This window comes from Scytonema hofmannii PCC 7110 (genome assembly GCF_000346485.2).
GTDB classification, from domain to species: domain Bacteria; phylum Cyanobacteriota; class Cyanobacteriia; order Cyanobacteriales; family Nostocaceae; genus Scytonema; species Scytonema hofmannii.
Genome location: NZ_KQ976354.1, coordinates 5,516,457 through 5,531,442 on the forward strand (window position 1 = coordinate 5,516,457; position 14,986 = coordinate 5,531,442).

14 protein-coding genes are annotated in these 14,986 nt (G+C 42.4%); 6 read left to right on the forward strand and 8 right to left on the reverse strand.

What is annotated here, in order from left to right:
* Positions 1-110: 110 nt before the first annotated feature.
* Both WA1_RS22905 and WA1_RS22910 read right to left on the reverse strand, forming a co-directional pair.
* A complete protein-coding gene (locus tag WA1_RS22905; RefSeq protein WP_017744351.1) occupies positions 111-734 on the reverse strand; it encodes a Uma2 family endonuclease in 624 nt (207 codons plus the stop codon).
* 57 nt (positions 735-791) lie between these two features.
* A complete protein-coding gene (locus tag WA1_RS22910; RefSeq protein WP_017744350.1) occupies positions 792-1,370 on the reverse strand; it encodes a Uma2 family endonuclease in 579 nt (192 codons plus the stop codon).
* A 451-nt stretch (positions 1,371-1,821) separates the two neighbouring features.
* On the opposite strand from WA1_RS22910, the gene abc-f reads away from it, so the two are divergent.
* Complete coding sequence (gene abc-f / locus WA1_RS22915; RefSeq protein ID WP_017744349.1) at positions 1,822-3,444, forward strand: ribosomal protection-like ABC-F family protein; 1,623 nt, start codon at positions 1,822-1,824, stop codon at positions 3,442-3,444.
* 79 nt (positions 3,445-3,523) lie between these two features.
* Here abc-f and WA1_RS22920 read toward each other — a convergent pair whose 3' ends face one another.
* Positions 3,524-3,814, reverse strand: coding sequence for a type II toxin-antitoxin system RelE/ParE family toxin (locus WA1_RS22920; RefSeq protein ID WP_026134752.1), 291 nt, complete (start codon positions 3,812-3,814; stop codon positions 3,524-3,526).
* Positions 3,815-3,819: 5 nt separating this feature from the next.
* Positions 3,820-4,101 (reverse strand): type II toxin-antitoxin system ParD family antitoxin, encoded by a 282-nt coding sequence (locus WA1_RS22925; RefSeq protein WP_017744347.1) that lies wholly within the window; start codon positions 4,099-4,101, stop codon positions 3,820-3,822.
* 396 nt (positions 4,102-4,497) lie between these two features.
* Between WA1_RS22925 and WA1_RS22930 the strand changes: the two genes are divergently transcribed.
* The gene (locus WA1_RS22930; RefSeq protein ID WP_017744346.1) at positions 4,498-5,451 is read left to right on the forward strand and encodes a pentapeptide repeat-containing protein; all 954 of its coding nucleotides are present in this window, start codon (positions 4,498-4,500) and stop codon (positions 5,449-5,451) included.
* A gap of 116 nt (positions 5,452-5,567) precedes the next feature.
* On the opposite strand, the gene WA1_RS22935 is transcribed toward WA1_RS22930, so the two are convergent.
* Positions 5,568-6,890 carry a serine/threonine protein kinase gene (locus WA1_RS22935; RefSeq protein ID WP_017744345.1) on the reverse strand — a complete coding sequence of 441 codons (1,323 nt, stop codon included), beginning with the start codon at positions 6,888-6,890 and terminating at the stop codon, positions 5,568-5,570.
* 197 nt (positions 6,891-7,087) lie between these two features.
* Between WA1_RS22935 and WA1_RS22940 the strand changes: the two genes are divergently transcribed.
* The 3 genes from WA1_RS22940 to WA1_RS22950 all read left to right on the forward strand — a co-directional run bounded on the left by WA1_RS22940 (position 7,088) and on the right by WA1_RS22950 (position 9,919).
* The gene (locus tag WA1_RS22940) at positions 7,088-7,423 is read left to right on the forward strand and encodes a DUF6825 family protein (protein WP_017744344.1); all 336 of its coding nucleotides are present in this window, start codon (positions 7,088-7,090) and stop codon (positions 7,421-7,423) included.
* Positions 7,424-7,491: 68 nt separating this feature from the next.
* Positions 7,492-9,177, forward strand: a complete 1,686-nt coding sequence (locus WA1_RS22945) for an ABC1 kinase family protein (protein ID WP_017744343.1) — start codon at positions 7,492-7,494, stop codon at positions 9,175-9,177.
* A 16-nt stretch (positions 9,178-9,193) separates the two neighbouring features.
* Positions 9,194-9,919: a Stp1/IreP family PP2C-type Ser/Thr phosphatase gene (locus WA1_RS22950; protein WP_017744342.1), complete on the forward strand. Its 726-nt coding sequence runs from the start codon at positions 9,194-9,196 to the stop codon at positions 9,917-9,919.
* A gap of 45 nt (positions 9,920-9,964) precedes the next feature.
* Here the strand turns inward: WA1_RS22950 and WA1_RS22955 are convergent, their stop codons facing one another.
* A complete protein-coding gene (locus WA1_RS22955; protein ID WP_017744341.1) occupies positions 9,965-10,198 on the reverse strand; it encodes a hypothetical protein in 234 nt (77 codons plus the stop codon).
* 481 nt (positions 10,199-10,679) lie between these two features.
* On the opposite strand from WA1_RS22955, the gene WA1_RS22960 reads away from it, so the two are divergent.
* The gene (locus tag WA1_RS22960) at positions 10,680-10,877 is read left to right on the forward strand and encodes an NblA/ycf18 family protein (RefSeq protein ID WP_017744340.1); all 198 of its coding nucleotides are present in this window, start codon (positions 10,680-10,682) and stop codon (positions 10,875-10,877) included.
* 448 nt (positions 10,878-11,325) lie between these two features.
* Here WA1_RS22960 and WA1_RS22965 read toward each other — a convergent pair whose 3' ends face one another.
* Entirely contained in the window at positions 11,326-12,900 is a 1,575-nt protein-coding gene (locus WA1_RS22965) for a serine/threonine protein kinase (RefSeq protein WP_017744339.1), read from the reverse strand.
* Positions 12,901-13,036: 136 nt separating this feature from the next.
* A complete protein-coding gene (locus tag WA1_RS22970; RefSeq protein ID WP_017744338.1) occupies positions 13,037-14,548 on the reverse strand; it encodes a group II intron reverse transcriptase/maturase in 1,512 nt (503 codons plus the stop codon).
* Between the last annotated feature and the right edge of the window lie 438 nt (positions 14,549-14,986).

Below are 14,986 nucleotides of genomic sequence, written 5' to 3' on the forward strand. Positions count from 1 at the left end.
GGGGGGGGGGCCCCCCCCCCCCGCCACTCATACAGTACGGGCGGGGACGCCCGCACCACAGGAAATTTTGGGATATTACCCGTTCCACAAGAAATTTTAGGATATTAAATCTACAATATCGAATCAAAAATTTGCTGTGCAGTTAGATTCAGTTGCGGAAAAGTAGGAGATACGATACGGTCAGTTTTTCTAAATGGTGTCATCTGGTATTCACCATCAACAAGTTCGCACACAAAAATTGTCGGTTGTTTGGGATTGCCAATAAATTTACGCCCGCCTAACGCCGCATAATCCACAATCCAGTATTCGGGTATTCCCATCTCTTCATAATCCCCAAATTTATCGTGGTAATCATCACGCCAGTTAGTTGAAACGACTTCGACCACTAACGGCACAGTTTCCGGGTAAATAACGGTTGATTGTTTTTTCCACAATGGTTCATTTTTTAGATTGTCACGGTTTACTAACAATACGTCAGGTATGTAGGCAGATTCGGCGGCTTTGGTTCTAACCATAGCTGATTTTAGGATGCGGTAGGGTAGCTTGCACCGCTCAAATTCTGCTGCTATTTTTTGGGTTAAAAAACCTACAACATCTTCATGGTCGCCAGTTGGTGGGGGCATCTCTACAATTACTCCCTTGTGTAGTTCGTATCTTAGTCGTGAATTTTCTGGATACCGTTCAATAAATTCATCAAAGGTAAATAGTTTTATTTCGGCTTGGGTTTGGGTCATCAGCTACTTAGCTTTCTTTAATTTGTATTGAGTGTTTTCTTATATAATAAGTTGTATTTATACCCAAATTCGTTGCATATTCAGTACAAAACCAGGTAAAATATTTTCTCCTGAAAGAGTTGGAGGTAATTTTAAAACTTCCACCTCTTGTCCTGGACGATAAATTTCTACTTCTTGTTTTTTTCTGTTTATCAGCCAACCTAACCGACAGCCATTGTTTATATACTCATGCATTTTGTCTTGAACTTTTTTTAAAGTGTCGGATGGTGACATTATTTCAATAACAAAATCGGGACACAGAGGAATAAATTTTTCTTTTTGTTCTTTAGTCAAAGCCTCCCAACGAGATTTTGCTACCCAAGAAACGTCAGGAGAACGGTCAGCACCATTTGGTAAAGTAAATCCAGTTGATGAATCAAAAACTTCGCCTCCATTGGTTTGATTGTTCCAAAACCATATTTGGGCGTTAATAGTAGAATTACTTTTTCCCGTTTCCCCTCCGGTAGGTGCCATTATAATCAACTCTCCTTGGGCGTTGCGCTCCAATTTTAGATCGGGGTTTTCTTCACACAATTGATAAAACTGCTCTCTAGTCAGTTTAATTACAGAATTGAGGTTTAACGTAAGTGCTGTCATAGGAGTACTACCCCTTTTTGATTCGCTAACTGGGTCACAAACCTGTATCCATTATAAGGAACAGCTATAACGTACCGTTTATTTTCACATTTTTAGTTGCCTTTCCGGAATTCTGTGCTACCATAATGTATCTAGAACCAAACCTCAATACGCCTCAAATAGCTGAAATGAAGTAGTAGCAAAAAACCGTTGCTCAAAAGTAACGGGAACTGACAAAAGAATTTTTTGGCTTTAAGCAATGTCTCACCTCTTGTGGGATGGGCGTCCCGCCCGTCACATTTTGTGGACAACAAGTATTCAAGTTACTGAATAGACGCATGGATTGCCCTCATCCCCAACCCTTCTCCCAATGGGAGAAGGGAGAAGAAATTTAGTAGTTTTCCCTCTCTCTTTGGGAGAAGGAATAGTGAGGGAACTATGCGCTACATAGTTTTATTGAGGTTTGGAAAGAATGCAGAAAAAATCAATATTGTTAGCTGAAAACTTGGGCTATGAACTAAGCGCAACTAGGGCTTTATTTAAAGGCGTTCATCTGAGTATTGTAGAGAACGATCGCATTGCTTTGGTTGGTTCTAATGGAGTGGGAAAATCAACTCTCTTAAAAATTTTGGCTGGTCAACTCAATCCCACAAAAGGTTCTATTACGCGTCAAAGCACAATATACTACTTACCTCAAATCAGCACTATCAGACAGGAAATCAAAGCAGACACAGTTCTTGATTTTCTAACTTCTGTTTCTGAGGAATGGTGGAATATTGAGGCAATTCTGGAAACAAAATTCAATACCAAGCTTGACTTATCCTTACCGCTTTTCAATCTCAGTGGTGGTGAACTCACAAAGCTATTCTTAGCTATTGGTTTAGCGCAACAACCAAAAGTGTTGTTGTTAGATGAACCAACCAACCACATGGATTTGATAGCGCTAGAAAGTTTAAAAGACTTTCTCAATAACTTTGAGGGAGCATTTGTCATTGTTTCCCACAAACCCTTTTTTCTAGACCAAGTGACAGATACAACTTGGGAACTTACGCCAGAGGGAGTTAAAGTTTACGGAGGTCATTTTTCTTTATACCGAGACCAAAAAGAAACAGAGTTAGAAGCAGCCTTGCGATCGCACGAAGTTGCCAGAAAAGAACTCAAACGTGCCAAAGCCTCAGCATTACAAGAACAGCAAAGGGCAGCCCAATCCCACAAAAGAGGTCAGCAACTAGCAAATAGCGGTAGCATTCCTAAAATTGTAGCGGGAGCAATGAAACGAAAAGCAGAGGTGACAGCGGGAATTGCAAAACAAAAACATGAAGTCATTGTCGAGAAGGCAACACAGAAATTTACAGAGACAAAAGTCAGAACGACAAAAGCAACACATATTCAATTGGAAGAAAAAAGTCAAAAACGGAAAAATCTCATTGATATTCAGGGTGCAAATCTTTGGGTAGGTGAACGCTTACTGATTGAAAACATTCAGCTTCATATTTCTTCTGGCGATCGCATAGCCATAGCTGGTGCAAATGGTTCTGGCAAATCAAGTCTGGCAAAAGCTATTTTGGCAATATTGGTAACAGATGATACAACAGAGCTAACACATAAGTTATCGTTCGAGCCTACATTTGCTTTAACATCCACAACCAAAGCTGTATATCTCGACCAAGCTTACGAAATCGTCAATCGCAAGCAGACAATTCTCGAAAATATGCAAGCTGCTAACCCCAATCTTAGCTATCAGCTTTTGCGCCAACAGTTGGGACACTTCCTCTTTAAATATGATGATGTCAATAAACCAGCATCAGTGTTGAGTGGAGGTGAATTAGCAAGGTTAGCGATCGCTATTATCAGTATTTCCGAAATCGATTTACTGATTCTTGATGAGCCAACAAACAATTTGGATATTGAAACCGTCAATCAAATGGTAGAAGGTATCAATGAATATCAAGGTGCGCTTTGGGTTATTTCCCACGATTTGGATTTCTTAAGCCGCATTGATATTACCCAAGCTTACAAGTTGAGCGAGCAAACCTTGCAAATGACCACATACCTACCCAGCGAACCCGAACAATACTATCAAGAGTTGTTGTAAAATGTACTGCCCAATGAGTAAAAAATCTTTCCCCCTCTGCGACTCGCAGCATACTCAACATCGCTATCGCCCCATAGATCTAGATCTCGATATCTGGCAGATGCCTTGCACCATGGACTACACGCACAACTTCAATGCCGTTAAGAATCTCCCGATAAAGAATTAAGTAGTGACCCACAGGGAAATAACGCAAATCTGGGGCAATATCAGGTCGTGCTGAACCAACCCCCGCACTATTAGCCAGCATTTGGCATTTGGCATCGATCCGGTTCACTAATTTATCGGCTGCTTGCTGATTATCAGCAGCAATATACAGCCATATTTCAATTAAATCTTCTTCTGCTCGCGCAGTGCGAATAAGGCGTCCCATGGTCATCAAACTTCTTGATTAGAAACCTGCCCTAAGCGTCTACGGGCTTCCTGCTTGATAGCCTCAATATCGCTATACTGACCAGACCCACTTTCAATGCCCTCCTGCCAAAGGTGACGCAATTCATCAATATTCTGTAACTGAAGCAAGCGCTTCTGCTTCCAGTCACGCAGTGCCTCGCGAATCACTTCGCTGCTGCTAGCATATTCGCCTGATTCCACGGCGTAGCGGACAAAAGCCGCCATTTCTGGTGTCAAGGCAATACTGATTTTTTCAACGTTTGGCATGACTTTTTTCCTATTTTACTCTAAAGTAGCAAAGATTGCTACCAAATCACAATAAAAATCGTTGACGTCACGATATCTCGGCTCCATCAGCTAATTCTTTAACTTGCACAGCCTAACTCTTGTAGAACGGGCGTCCTCGCCCGTCCTACTCTACATTCTTAACCGAAGAAATTCTCAGTATAGGTCTTACACTTTGAAGGGGCTAGTAGGGTTAAACGCGCTGTTTGAAACGTTTCTACAATCCAAAAAATGTAAATTTTTGTACAATATAAAGGATATATGCTTAGATCTAAAAGCCTTATCCTCTTGTTTTAATGTACCTTAGAGTTAGTGCTTTAACTGTCATCTTTATACCTTAACTTTCTCAAATTTAGGAGGTGATAAAACTTGAAAAATATGCAACGCAATATAATCACCTTTTGGAAAAATCACCTAAATAAACTCTGGTTTCGTGTAGTCATTGCTTTTACTATTGCTTACACTGTCATGGTAATAGCTAGTTTTATAGATAAATGGTCTAACAATCAAGAATTGTGCCGACTCCAAGAACCTTTAGCGAATTGTTATTTCAGACAAGCGATCGCTATATTTACACCAAGCAATATTGAAGGTTTTAGTATATTAACCGTAGCAATTTTGTATATCTTAGAGAGTCAAGAGCGTCGAGAAAATAGAATATATGAGGCATGGCAAGTTGTTGATAATGCTGCAGCAGCCAAAGTTTCTACTAGCTATGCAAGAATTAGAGCACTAGAAGATTTGAATAAGTATCGGGTTTCTCTGAAAGGCATTGATGTTCCTGGTGCTAATTTAAGTGAAATTAATCTTAGAAATGCTGACCTTAAAGAAGTTGATTTTAATGATTGTATCTTTAGTAATGCTGACCTTAGCAATGCCGATTTGAATGGTGCTAACCTCAGTGATGCCAATCTTATCTCCGCCAATCTTAGCAGCGCCAATCTCTTTTTTGCTACTCTAAGTGAGGCTAATTTGAGCGATGCTAACCTTAATGGTGCAATACTTTTCTTTGCCGATCTCAACAGTGCTGACCTCAGTAATACTAATTTGAGTGGTGCTAATCTTAACAGTTCTATTCTTAATAATGCCATTCTTTTTTCAGCAGACCTCCGGAATGCCGAACTTTGGAGTGCTAACTTGAGCAATGCCGATCTGAGCGATGCTAACCTGAGTGGTGCGAATCTGAAAGGAGCTAACTTGAGTGGGGCTAACCTCAGCGGTGCTAATCTGAAAGGAGCTAACCTGAGTGGCGCTGATTTCAGAGGGTCTAAAAGCCTTAAGGTTGAGCAAATCAAATCCGCAAAAAATTGGGAAGAGGCATTGTTTGATTAACCTCTGAAAAAATCTTAAATCAATTTGAAAAAAGAATGCAGCAGATAATTAGATGAAATTAAGTTAAAGCAATACTTTTTTAATCCAAAATCCAAAATCCAAAATCCAAAATCCAATCACCTCAGTCCCAGCCAATCTTTCATCTCTTGAACTAGCCAAAGGCATTCTGGTTCAGCAGTTTTAAAATCGAAATCTCCAAATTTATATTTAGTTTCCCCAGCAGCAATAATAATTCTCATGAGTTCTGAAGAATCTTCTCCTCCTTTGGATTGATAAATGTAAATATAAACATTGTGTACATCTGGTGTTTTCCCGTGAAGATATCGGTAGCGCTTACCAAACACACTCCATGTAATGGCAAAGGAATCTCGTTGGAAATTAATGTTTGTTTCAGTCAGAGGAGCAATCAGGTAACCTAGAGAAAGAACTGAGCAGACTAACCAAATCAATGGTGCTAAACCTGTTCCAATACTAAATAATCCAAATAGACTAGACGCAAATAATCCAACTAGTAAGCCAACAAAATCTAAAGCTCTCAGTCCTCGTTTGGGAAGTTTGATGTTGAGTTGGTGGAAAGATTTCTTAATCCGAATTCGGCTGTTCTGTGGCTTGTGAACCGGAAGATGGATTTTAGGATTCTGAGGTGTATCGAGTGCTGTTAAAGCAAGTCTTGCCGTGCTAAACCGCTCCTCTACATCGGGTTCTATCAGGGTTTCAATCCATCTTATTAGATGGGGGTCTATGCTGATGCGATCGCTAAACTGAATCCGCATCTTTCGTTGAGGTAAATCGGCTGGTGGTACTCCCGTCAGCAAATGAATTAAACTAGCCCCTAGAGCGTAAAGATCGCTCGCAGGAACGGCTCGACCCCCAAACTGTTCCATTGGCGCATAACCATAAGTCCCAATCACAGTAAAAGTGGCTCTTTCAGTAATAGCTCGATCTTGTACAGCGCCAAAGTCAACAAGATAAATTCGCTTGTCTTCCCCCAAGATCAAATTACTGGGTTTGATGTCTCGGTGAAGCACGGCTGGGTTAAGTTCGTGTAAATACACCAAAATATTTAAGATATCTGTGGCAATTTGGCGAATTTGCTTTTCCGAAAATTTCTGCTTTTGAGTTAGCAACTCCTTTAAGGAGGAACCGGGTATGTAATCCTGAACTAGACCAAACCAAAGAATGCGATCGTCAATGGCAAAATAATCCCGATATTTGGGAATTCGGGGATGGTCTAATTGCTTGAGAATATCAGCTTCTCGCTCAAAGAGTCTCAGACTTTCCCACTGCACTTGGTCGCCAAATGTCAGCAGTTTCACAATGACACGTTCGCTTGGCTGTGTTGTTAAATCTTCTGCCAGCCAAGTTTGACGACCCGCATTTTGCCCCAGGTTCTCTTTGAGTTGATAGCGAGTTTGTAATATTTGCCCTACTTCTAGCATCGCCAATTCCTCTAAACAAAGTCAAATGAGCCTCAAATCGACATTTATGGCAGATGCGGCTCGCTATCCCATATACCTTTTATAACCTTTGTTTTCTTGAGGTGCTGGTTTCTATACAAAAGTCCAGTACTCAAGCAGAAGCACCAGGGTAAGCGAGCAAGTTATAATTTTTTAGCGAACGATCGTAACAAAAATTTATGAGTAACCCTCTAGTGCAAGCTTTTTTTGTTGGAAGAGCAGTTGCTGAAGTCCTCAGCGAAAAATTGGAATTTGCCGTTACTGATGCTTTAAGCGAACTCGGTAAATGGGATGCTGAACTCAGGGAGCAAATGCGCGAGTTTACAGAAGAAGTCATAGAACGAGCAAATCGGGCTTCTGAAGCGGCTGGTGCTACTTCGACTTCTTCAGTCTACTCTGGAACTAGTTCGGGACCAGTTGACACACAAGCCACCATCGACGACTTGCGAGCAGAAATTGCCACCCTGCGAACTGAGTTGCATCGATATCGCAATCAAAGTAATGCTAATCAGTGACCAGTGACCAGTGACCAGTGACCAGTGACCAGTGACCAGTGACTAGTAACCAGCGGTAAGCAAAGTATATGGAAAAAGGTTATTCGGATAAGGCATACCGTTGGAATCGGGAAAATTACTCTCGCAGACGGCGCTTTGTGGATATTTGGTCTTTTGTCTTGACTTTGATGTTCAAGCTTTGGCGTTACAACAAGTCTTGGAGTTATCCAGGAGGTTTGACGGAAGCTAAGAAAACCGCAAGGCGAAAGGCTCAAGCAGTATGGATTCGCAATACTCTGTTAGATTTGGGACCAACTTTTATTAAGGTTGGACAACTTTTTTCTACCCGTTCTGATATATTTCCCGTTGAATATGTCGAAGAACTGTCTAAGCTACAAGATAGAGTACCCGCTTTTAGCTATGAACAGGTAGAAGCGATTATCGAGCAAGAGATGGGTAAAAAAATTCCTGACCTCTTTCAGAGTTTTGAACCAATTCCTCTTGCTGCTGCTAGCTTGGGTCAAGTCCATAAAGCTATTCTGCATTCAGGGGAAGCAGTTGTTGTTAAAGTCCAGCGACCGGGTCTTAAGAAGTTATTTGAAATAGATTTACAAATTCTTAAGGGAATCGCACGTTATTTTCAAAACCATCCAGATTGGGGGCGAGGTCGCGATTGGATGGGGATTTATGAGGAGTGTTGTCGTATTCTCTGGGAAGAAATTGATTATCTCAATGAAGGTCGCAATGCCGATACTTTTCGTCGCAATTTTCGTGATGTTGACTGGGTGAAAGTACCGCGCGTTTACTGGCGTTATACCTCATCTCGTGTCGTCACCTTAGAATATCTTCCTGGTATCAAAATTAGCCAGTATGAAGCAATTGAGGCAGCTGGTTTAGATAGGAAGGAAATTGCCCGTCACGGCGCGGAAGCTTACTTACATCAACTGCTAAATAATGGCTTCTTCCATGCAGACCCTCACCCAGGTAATATTGCTGTCAGCCCTGTGGGCGCTCTCATTTTCTATGATTTTGGGATGATGGGGCGTATAAAAAGTAATATACGTGAAGGGCTAATGGAAACGCTGTTTGGTATTGCCTCAAAAGATGGCTCGCGCGTTGTTAAATCTCTCATAGATTTGGGTGCTCTTGCTCCCGTAGATGATATGGGACCAGTGAGGCGTTCCGTTCAGTATATGCTGGACAATTTTATGGATAAGCCTTTTGAAAATCAGTCAGTGGCTGCTATTAGTGACGATTTGTACGAAATAGCATATAATCAGCCATTTAGATTTCCTGCTACCTTTACTTTCGTCATGCGAGCTTTTTCGACTCTCGAAGGTGTGGGTAAGGGGTTAGATCCTGAATTTAACTTTATGGAAGTAGCAAAACCATATGCAATGCAGCTTATGACCAATATGAATGGTACAGAAGGCAATAGCTTTCTCAATGAATTGAGCCGTCAAGCAGTTCAAGTTAGCAGTACGGCATTAGGGCTACCGCGTCGGCTCGAAGATACACTAGAAAAACTAGAACGGGGTGATGTGCGGGTGCGAGTTCGGTCTTTAGAAACTGAGAGATTGCTGCGACGACAAACGAATGTTCAACTGGGAATGACTTATGCTGTTATTGTGAGTGGTTTTACCCTTTCAGCAGCTATTTTATTGCTGAAAGACTATATATGGTTGGCTGCGTTTGCCGGTTTAATCGCATCTGCTGTCTCGTGGCTGCTGATTCGGCTGCTCATTCGCCTCGACCGCTATGACCGTATGTATTAAATTTTGTAGAAACTATATGAAAATTAACTCTACTGGGAAAAGTGACCCAGGACTTATTCGTTCTAATAATCAAGATGCATACTACATCGACCCAGAAGATCGCTTTTTTATAGTCGCTGATGGTATGGGTGGTCATGCTGGAGGCGAGCAAGCAAGTCGCATTGCTACACAAGAAATTCAAACTTATTTGACAGAAAATTGGAATGCTTCTAAATCTTCCGAACAATTACTAGAAGAGGCTTTGTTAAAAGCTAATGAAGCAATTTTGCTCGACCAGCAAAGTCATCCAGAACGGGCTGATATGGGAACAACTGTTGTCGCCATCATTTTTCGCGATACGGAGTTACCTTGGTGCGCTCATGTTGGAGATTCTCGGCTGTACCGCTTCCGGGACTCTCAATTGGAACAAATCACTGAAGACCACACCTGGGTAGCACGTGCTCTGAAAATGGGCGATATAACCTCAGATGAGGCTCGAATCCATCCCTTCCGTCACGTGTTATCGCGCTGTTTGGGGCGTGAAGACCTCCATCAGGTTGATGTCAAGCAAGTGGAAGTTATAGCAGGCGATCGCTTGCTATTATGCAGCGATGGACTCACAGAAGAACTAGCCGACCAAACTATTAGTTCTTACCTCCAAGAAAACCCTGGGGGAGATAAAGCAGCTTACTCCCTCATCGAATCAGCCAAAGAGCATGGCGGACACGACAATATCACTGTCGTTATCGTGACAGTTGAGTAATTGGGGAGTGGGGAGTGGGAGAGTGGGAGTAGGGGGAAGAAATTTTCATTCCCTTGTTGTGGGTGCGATTACCTCCGGTACGCTTTGCGAACGCCCATGGGTGTCTAGCATGAAAATAGCTCTTCCCTGACCCCCACTCCCACTCTCCCACTCCCTATTTTCAAGACAGGTTATGAAATTTTCTGACGAACAACGATTAGACACACCAGAATCGGAAATTTCCCACTCCCATTCCCCATTCCCCACTCCCCATTCCCTAATTTTGTTCAGTTTGAGCATTTTTCTGGGTTACAAGTTGATACATATATTCTTAAGCCTCCGTAGCTAGCGACTTCGGAGGCTTAATTTAAGATGTTTCAGTGTAATTGACATCTTGCACCTAATAAGGTATGGCGCATATAATTCTGATTTACTACCTCTCGCATCTCTTGCGGCAGACAAGAGACGTACAGGGAGAAAGCACGACAAAAAGTGGCAATCAAGTCTTTTGCTCTTGGACTTTATGAGTGTTGGTTTTTGTCCCCAAAAACGCCAAATACCCGAAATCCGCTTGAACGGACTTGAGGTGTATATCAGTAGAATGAGTTGCAAGGTGTCTAAACTGGAAAATTATCCATTAAGGATGTGGGCAATTCGTCAAACAGTTGTTATCTTTCGTAATATGTAGAAAGAACAATTGTATGCCAAGTAAGAGTCAATACCAGCAGACCTCTGGTTTTTTCTGACTCTGTTAATTTTACTTATCCTCTTAGGAGAACTTATGAACCAACCAATCGAATTGACTTTAGAACAACAATTCAGCATTCATTCTTTTGCTAACCAGGTTCAAAACATGAGCCACGACCAAGCAAAAGATTTTTTGGTCAAGCTCTACGAGCAAATGGTAGTCCGTGAAGCTACATACAAAGAGCTTCTCAAGCACCAATGGGGACTAGATTCCGGTTCCACTTGGGCATAGATTTGTGATGTCGCAGTGGGCGACCTCCTTCTCTTGCTCTGTTCCAAGGAGGAAAGGAGCTGGGGATGCAGGGGCGTCAACTCCGAAGAGAAACCCAAAATACGAGAGCTTTGATAACGGGTCATTTGCCCAACAAAATACTAACCTGCTTCACTCAAAGCAGTCATATGTTGCTATGGAGTCAATAGCTGTGCAGATCGTCTGCTAGATTTCAGTATGAGAGGCTAGGGCGACAAATTTATCTGCCATTGGTTTTTCCCAAGCGGCACACTAAACATCCAGGAGGGTTCGCACAGCCTCTAGTCTACCCAAGTTTTACACCCGGTAATTTATCTATTTATATTTCTTATAACTTTCTACAGTGTCTTGTATAGAGGTTTTTAACAATTTGTAATATAAACTATCAAGATTGTTGTAGAACTTATATGAATAGTCAAGTATATTTCTCTCAACCAGAAAGGTCAAACGGCGAATCTGTATCTATCGCTTGTATTTTTGCCAAAATTTGGGATTTTATCTTTTCGTACTCAACTTTTAGCAAACTTTTACTGACTTGCGGGTCGGCAGTAGAGATTAATGTTTCGCTAATCTTGACCCAATCGTGCAAGCGATGGCGTTGGGCAGATGCAATACTAGAAAGTAGTACGTGAGCACAGCGATTGGGTGCTTCTCGAGAAAAGAATAACAAGCGATATGAACCTGTTTGTCCCAGTAAGTGAGTCACTTCTTGCCCAAAACTGGTTTTTAGGTCTAGGTAGTACGGCAACCATTTAGGACCTTGTTTGCGATTGTATATAAGGGTAATCCATAGAAGCATGGGGTGAGGAGCCGTGATAAAAAGAAATTGATTGTAACGGGTACAAACCAAGCGCTTCAAAATTTCTTGTTGTGGTAGCATCACCCATAAAGCAGGAATGACTTCTCCCTCAGGACTTCGGATAAGCTTAGGAAAAACAATATCAGCAATAGGTTTACTAGCAGGCCATGAAGCTTGTTGTGCTATTTCATCAGTTAGCATAGAGGGCAGAAGGACGGGTGTCCTTTGCTCCGAGCCTGTTTTTACTGTAGACGCACTAGCAGAAGGTGTATTGGAAAGGACATCACTGTCTGGTTGTGGTATGACTTTACGAGTGCCGTAACTTTGTTCTAATGAGACTAAAACTTTTAGGATTTCATCGATATTTTGAGGGCGCGAACTTGGCGATTTAGCTAAACAACTTAAGACCAAATTTTCCACTTCAGTTGGTACTTGTCGCGTAGGCGCAACCTCCGAGAGAGGACGCGGAATTTGTTGATGATGTAATTTATACCAAGCTCCGAACGAGTGGCTGACAGCGACAAACGGCAATTTACCAGCCAGCATTTCATACATCATCACCCCCAAACTATAGATATCAGCACGGCGGTCTAATTCCTTGCCATCCATTTGTTCTGGTGAAGAATAAGCCAGAGTCCCTAAATAATAATTAGTATAATTAGCATCAGACATGAGTAATTTGGCAATACCAAAATCCAACACTTTCACCAGTTCGCCAAAACTAGCATCTTGGATAACTAGCATATTGCTTGGCTTAATATCACGGTGAATAATTGGGCAAATTTTGCCATCAACCGGGATACCACTGTGGGCGCAGTGTAAACCCAAGCAAATTTGACGTGCAATACTGAGAAATCTTGGTAAGGATAACTGTTGCTTGCGGATGATGTGACTGAGGTTTGTTCCTTGTAAGTATTCCATAACATAGAATGGAGTGCCGCTCTCGTCTACACCATAGTCCATGACTCGGACAATGTGGATACTTTTTTGACCTAGTAGAGCACAGGTTTTTGCTTCTCTTTCAAAGCGTTCCAGTACCCGCATTTTTTGGTTTTGAATTGATAAGGCAAGAAATTTAACAGCAACAGGAACACCACCCAACAAAATGTCCTTAGCACGATAAACTCTACCCATTGCTCCAGTACCGATGATGTCCTGAAGTTCGTAGCGTTTGCTGAGTAAGAGACCAATGTTGGGGTCTGACATAAAAAATTCGACTCCAATATCAAATAATCTAGGAAAATTTCTGCTTTATAGTTGAGGTCGAGGGAGACTATTATGTCTCGCCCCTCCCCGTTCGATCTGGACGTGCGATTTTCACCGCATCCAGCTCTCGATATTCTTAGGTTTCCCTTTTGCCTATGTGCAAATAATCGTGGCAGCTTTCATGCACTGCTATTAGATTATCTTTACGCCAGTTTTCGTGATTCCCATCTATGTGATGAAGGTGAACGCGCTCATCGGAGAGTAGTCTCATTCCGCAGGCTGCACATTTATGGTTCTGCCGTTTTAAGGCAGCAGAGGTTTTGTTGTCGTACAGCTTACTGTTACGTTCACTCCAGTAAACTATGTCACCGTCGAAGGGGGATTTGTTCTCCCTTACGATTATGTGTTTATTCTCGGAGTAAGGAACTGGAGGGAACGCTTTGTCCAACAATTTCTTGCTGGAGTCGCGATTCTGCTTTTGTTCCTTGTTGAATACCTTGAGTGCTCTTGTTTCAATGTGATATAGCGAGAACCTCGCTCCATCCATCCTGCAATAGCGGTGGTAATTCCTCCAACCCCTGACCACAGGAGCCAGCTTTTTAGCCTTCTCTATGGCACCATATTTTGAGTTGTTGATTATGGCTTTAACCTTCTTTCGGAAAGTTTTAAAGTTGTCCTCTGAGGGATAACTCCGAAATTTCCCGTTACCTTGCACTTTGAAGTGCCAGCCTAAAAAATCAAATCCATCTGTCGCTTTGGTTAGCTTGGTCTTTTCTTCACTAATCTCCATCCCCCTGTCAGCAAGGAACTGTTTAATCCTTCCAAGTACCTTGTCCGCATCATCCTGTGGTTTAAGTATAATTACCATGTCATTGGCGTATCTGACTGACTTGTGGATTTCCTCGATACCATTTAGGGCAATGTTTGCCAGAAGCGGGCTGACAACGCCACCTTGCGGTGTCCCTTGTTCGGGAAATTCTGGATTGACCCCCGCCTTGAGGCATCGGAATATACCGAGTTTTATGCTCTTTGGGGCGATAAGTCTATCCATAATTGTGTTGTGACTTATCCTATCAAAACACTTTTTGATGTCCAATTCTATAACGCTTTTTGATATTCCCTTGGCTTTGGAGCTTAGATTATCGAATAGGAATTTCTGAGCATCATGTGTCGATCTTCCTATCCTGAATCCATAACTCCGAGCGTGGAATGTAGCCTCGTGTGCTGCTTCCAATGCGTATTTCACCAGACACTGCCAAGCGCGGTCGCTCATTGTGGGTACTTTAAGCATCCTGGTTTTGCCGTTCTTCTTTGGAATGGGTATTTCACGCAGACCTTGGTGCTGCCACTGTGTCCCGGATTTCCTCAGTTCCTCTGCAAGTTGAAAGCGTTGCTCGAATGAGAGTTTTGCTATCCCGTCAACTCCCGGTGTCTTTTTCCCCGCGTTAAGCTGAGATACTTGTCGGATTGCCAGCATAATTGCTGAGGTGGACTTCAGAATTAGTTTCTGTAGAGACCGCGCTTTCCGGAGATCACCAACACAAACGGCTTTATAAACTCTTCTTTGTAGACGGAATAAATTACGACGGAATTGCTTCCACGGTAACGTCTTCCAGGATTCACTAATATTGCTACTGTGTCTAATCATGTGCTACTCCAATTTGTTTACTCTGAATACCTTGCAAAAATTACTTTGCATCCTACCCGTCTTAGAGGAGTTCCGTATCTCGTCTTACCTACGGGGTTTCGACCTGTCCCCGACCTCTAATCCGTTTTTCTTCGTTCCTTCGGTCTGATATTTCGCCCCTTAGGTGTAGCCATTTCAACCACTGAGTCCCCTGAACTCATACTGCTATTGGCGAAACGATGCAGTGGGGATATTGCCTCAGTCAAGTCGGGCTTTATATATTTGCGCCCCGCTTTCTGGTGAGTTGCTTTTTCAGGCTCTATTTCACCGTAGGATTGCCCCCCATTAACGCCAGTGTCAACCCGCAACGGTTGTCTGTTTGCGTCCTGTTCCCAGCTTCAGCCTCCATAATTCCGAGTATGGTCACTGTGGGCAGGTCGGGATTCACGCCTGAGTTTG